The organism is Agreia sp. (assembly GCF_964263775.1).
Taxonomy (GTDB): Bacteria; Actinomycetota; Actinomycetes; order Actinomycetales; family Microbacteriaceae; genus Agreia.
On the sequence record NZ_CAXVWM010000064.1, the window covers coordinates 1 to 3,817 of the forward strand.

Genomic DNA, 3,817 nt, shown 5'->3' on the forward strand with positions numbered 1-3,817 from the left:
CACGTGGTTCCCGAGCTGATCCGCCGCGGCCTCGTGCATGAGGGCTACGACGCGAAGACCCTGCGCGGCCACCTGCACCTGACGAAGCCTGTCCGTCAGGCCCCGGTGGCCCCGGCCGTAGGCCCGCACTGGGTGATCTGAGACGGGCGGATGCAGTCAAGCCACGTTACGCCCTGTTGCGTGCGTGACCTTCTGTGTCTGCCTGAGCTCCCCCGATGCGCAAACCGTTCGTAGCGTGAAGACATGAGCACAGAGACAATCACTTTCGCAACCGAGTGGCAGGCATGGCACGACGCCCACGAGAAGCACCGCGCCGACCCGCACGGTTTTCTCGCCATCACGAGCCTCAACTGGCTCGACGAGACCCCCACCAGATTCCCGGATGCGCCGGGCGAGTGGTCGACATCGGCCGCCGGACCTGTGGTCTCGCTGGCGGAGGGCGAGGAAATCGTCGTCGACGGGCAGACCATTGCGGGCAGCGCCGAACCCGCCACCTACGAGTTCGGCGTAATTCCCGAGCGCGGCGGTGTCACGGTGCACGCGGGCGGGACCGAGATCGAGGTGGGCCGGCGCGGAGGTGCCGACATCGTGCGCCCGCGGCATCCGTCGCACCCGACGCTGGTCGACTACCCGGGCACCCCCGCCTACCCGCCGAACCGACGTTGGGCCGCCGAGGGCACGTTCCGCCCGTTCGACGAGCCGAGGCCCGTGACCGTCGGCAGCGTCTCGGAGGGGCTCGAGCACGTCTACGACTCCCCCGGGGTGATCGAGTTCGAACTGCAGGGCGAGAAGTTCTCGCTCACCGCTTTCAACGGGCCGACGCCCGGCACCCTGTTCGTGCTGTTCACCGACGCGACGAGCGGCAAGACGACGTACGCCGCCAATCGCTCGCTGCTGATCGACGCGCCGGATGCCGCGGGCCGCGTCGTGCTCGACTTCAACCGGTCCACGAACCTGCCCTGCGCCTACACCGAGTTCGCCACATGCCCGTTGCCACCGGCCGAGAACAGGCTGCCCATCGGCATCGAGGCCGGCGAGAAGACGCCGCTGCATCCGAGCACCGCAACGGAAGGCGCACCGCGATGACCCGCACGCCGTTCCACCTCGGCATCGCACTCGACGGGGCCGGCTGGCATCCGGCCGCGTGGCGCGACGCCACCGCGCGCCCCGAAGCCCTGTTCGACCCCGAGTACTGGGTCTCGCTCGCCGTCGAGGCGCAGTTTGCCGGCATCGACCTCGTTACGATCGAGGATTCCTTCGGCCTGCAGACCGGTGGCTACGGCGACATCGAGCTTCGCGGCGACGAGGCGCGCGGCCGGCTCGACGCGCTGCTGCTGGCCAACACGATCGCGGCGCAGGTGCCATCGATCGGCATCGTGCCGACCGTGACCACCACGCACACCGAGCCATTTCACACGGCCACGGGCATCCAGACGCTCGATCACGTCTCAGAGGGGTGGGCCGGATGGCGGGTGCAGGTGTCGGGCCGCTCCCACGAGGCCGCCCACGTCGGCCGCCGCGAGATTCCGGTGCTCGACCCGGTGCGCGGTCTCGACGACGAGCAGGCCGCCGTCTTCCGGCACCTGTTCGGCGAGGCCGCGGATGCCATCGAGGTCGCGCGCCGGCTCTGGGACAGCTGGGAGGACGACGCCGTGATCCGCGACGTTTCGACCGGCCGCTTCGTCGACCGCGACCGGCTGCACTACATCGACTTCGAGGGCTGTGACTTCAGCGTGAAGGGACCGTCGATCGTGCCGCGCTCGCCGCAGGGCCAGCCGGTCGTCTTCGTTCTGGCGCACCAGACGGTGCCGTATGAACTCGCCGTCGCCCAGGCCGACATCGTGGGCATCACCCCGCACTCCGACGAGCACCTCGAGCAGATTTTCGGCGAGCTCGGCGACGCGGAGTTGGCCGTCGAGAGACGCGTTCCCGAACCGCTGCGCGTCTGGACCGAGGCGGTCGTGCTCGTAGAGGACACTCGCGACGCGGCCGTCGCGGCCCTCGCGACGCTCGACGACCTGCACGGCTCGCCCTACGCATCCGACGCCGTGATTCTGGCCGACACGGCCGAGAACGTGGCCGCCCAGCTGCTGCGCTGGCAGCAGGCCGGCGTCACCGGCGTGCGCCTACGCCCCGCCCGCCTGCCGCTCGACCTCGAGCGCGTCACCCGCGGCGTTGTGCCCGTGCTGGCCGACACGGGAGTGCTCGAGCGGCCGGAGTCGGCGTCGTCGCTGCGCGAGCGCCTCGGCCTGGCCGTCGCCTCGAACCGCTACTCTGCCGAACCGATCGAAAGCGCCAGCCGATGACCACTCTCCCCGCCCGACCCGTCAAGCAGATCCACCTCGCCGCACACTTTCCCGGCGTGAACAACACGACAGTGTGGAGCGACGAGCGAAGCCAGAGTCAGATCGCGTTCTCGTCGTTTCGGCACTTCGCGCAGAACGCCGAGCGCGGCAAGTTCGACTTCCTGTTCTTGGCCGAGGGCCTGCGGCTGCGCGAGACGCGCGGCCTCATCCATGACCTCGACGTGGTCGGCCGCCCGAACACCCTCGCGATCCTCGCCGCTCTCGCCGGGGTCACCTCGAACATCGGACTGGTCGGAACGCTGAGCTCGACGTTCAACGAGCCGTACGAGCTCGCACGTCAGCTCGCCACCCTCGACCACCTCAGCCGGGGCCGCGCGGGCTGGAACATCGTGACGACATCTGACGCGTTCCACGGGGCCAACTTTCGCCGCGGACAGTTTCTCGAACTGGCCGAGCGCTACAGCCGAGCGAGCGAGTTCTTCGACGTGGCGTCGCAACTCTGGGACAGCTGGGCCGACGGAGCGATCGTCGCCGACAAGTCCTCGGGGCAGTTCGTGCGCACTTCCGGTCTGGGGCTCGTCGACCATCACGGCCCGCAGTTCGATGTGACCGGCTACGCGACCCTGCCGCCCAGCCCGCAGCGGCATCCGGTGATCGTGCAGGCGGGTGATTCGCCCGACGGCCGCGATTTCGCGACCGGCTCGGCCGACGTGATCTTCTCGCGGCACGCCGACTTCGAGGCCGGGCGCGCGTTCTACGACGACGTGAAAGGGCGACTGGATGCCGCGGGTCGCCCCCGCGACTCACTCAAGATTCTGCCCGCCGCCACCTTCATCCTGGGTGACACGCACGCCGAGGCGCTGGAGCGCTCGCGCGAGATCTCGCGCCTGCAGGTGAGCCCGCAGACCGCTCTGTCTTTTCTCGAACAGGTCTGGAACACCGATCTGTCGGGCTACGACGTCGAGGGTCCGCTGCCGTCGATCGACCCTGTCGTCACGTCGGAGGGCGGCGCCCAGGGCCGGGCCTACGTGCACACCGACCCGATCGCCACGGCCAACGCCTGGCGCGAGCAGGCCGCGGCATCCGGCTGGTCTATTCGCGAGCTCGTGATCTCGTTCGCCGCGAAGCACACCTTCGTGGGCACGCCGGTCTTCGTTGCCGAGACGATCAACCGGCATGTGCAGGAGGATGCCTCCGACGGCTTCGTTATCGTGGGAAACACCAACCCGACCGGCCTCGACGAGTTCGTCGACCTTGTCATTCCCGAGCTGCAGGAGCGTGGCGTGTACCGAACCGACTACGACGAGAACGCGACGCTGCACGAGACGCTGGGGCTGCCTGCCGTGCCGCGCTCGGCGTCTGCGCCAGCTGCGGCGTCTGCGCCGTCTGCGCCAGCTGCGGCGTCTGCGCCGGCTGCGCCAGCTGCGCCGACACGTTCGACGGCCGCGGCGCTGGCCTCGGCCTAGTGGTCACCCGCGCCGACGTCGTCGTGGTGGGCGGCGGAGCCATGG

The 3,817-nt window shown here is 69.6% G+C and carries 3 protein-coding genes; all 3 read left to right on the forward strand.

Annotated features, from left to right (window positions below; all coding sequences use genetic code 11):
• The first annotated feature begins 243 nt into the window (after nucleotides 1–243).
• The 3 genes from ACE5CZ_RS05565 to ACE5CZ_RS05575 are packed head-to-tail and all read left to right on the forward strand — an operon-like array spanning nucleotide 244 to nucleotide 3,772.
• Nucleotides 244–1,086, forward strand: coding sequence for a DUF1684 domain-containing protein (locus ACE5CZ_RS05565; RefSeq protein WP_374946346.1), 843 nt, complete (start codon nucleotides 244–246; stop codon nucleotides 1,084–1,086).
• Complete coding sequence (locus ACE5CZ_RS05570; RefSeq protein ID WP_374946347.1) at nucleotides 1,083–2,306, forward strand: LLM class flavin-dependent oxidoreductase; 1,224 nt, start codon at nucleotides 1,083–1,085, stop codon at nucleotides 2,304–2,306. The genes ACE5CZ_RS05565 and ACE5CZ_RS05570 overlap by 4 nt, the downstream gene beginning before the upstream one ends.
• Nucleotides 2,303–3,772 (forward strand): NtaA/DmoA family FMN-dependent monooxygenase, encoded by a 1,470-nt coding sequence (locus ACE5CZ_RS05575; protein WP_374946348.1) that lies wholly within the window; start codon nucleotides 2,303–2,305, stop codon nucleotides 3,770–3,772. Before ACE5CZ_RS05570 ends, ACE5CZ_RS05575 begins: the two co-directional genes overlap by 4 nt.
• Nucleotides 3,773–3,817: the final 45 nt, after the last annotated feature.